The following is a 311-nucleotide window of genomic DNA, read 5'->3' as shown; positions in this document are numbered from 1 at the left end:
CGTTGTAGGTGTAAATAGGTTTCCAATGGCAACTCCTGACTTTCTAAATCTCCGGGTGGAAACTCGATATCTTCCCATTCTGGTGAGGTTTCCAGTGATGCTAACTGTTCCGTAACTGTCATAATTTTTACCTCAATTATCTACAACTGTTCGGGGTCAATTCCCAACTCTCGCAGTTTAGCAGCTAGTTGGTCTTTCTGTTGTCGTTCAATGGCTAACTGATTTTGGATGCTACCTAATTGATTTTGAGTGGTTACTAACTGATTTTGGATGCTACCTAATTGATTTTGAGTGGTTACTAACTGATTTTG

At 39.9% G+C, this 311-nt stretch carries 2 pseudogenes; both read right to left on the bottom strand.

The annotated features are described in order from the left end of the window. Positions 1 to 122 (bottom strand): annotated as a pseudogene (locus tag P5683_RS26105) (Uma2 family endonuclease); the annotation flags it as partial. Between the two features lie 18 nt (positions 123 to 140). Beyond that, positions 141 to 311, bottom strand: a pseudogene (locus P5683_RS26100) (Uma2 family endonuclease); the annotation flags it as partial.

This window comes from Limnospira sp. PMC 1279.21, from assembly GCF_032349615.1.
Taxonomy (GTDB): domain Bacteria; phylum Cyanobacteriota; class Cyanobacteriia; order Cyanobacteriales; family Microcoleaceae; genus Limnospira; species Limnospira fusiformis.
Note: the sequence above shows the minus strand (reverse complement) of the source record. Positions and strands in the feature narration are given on the sequence as shown.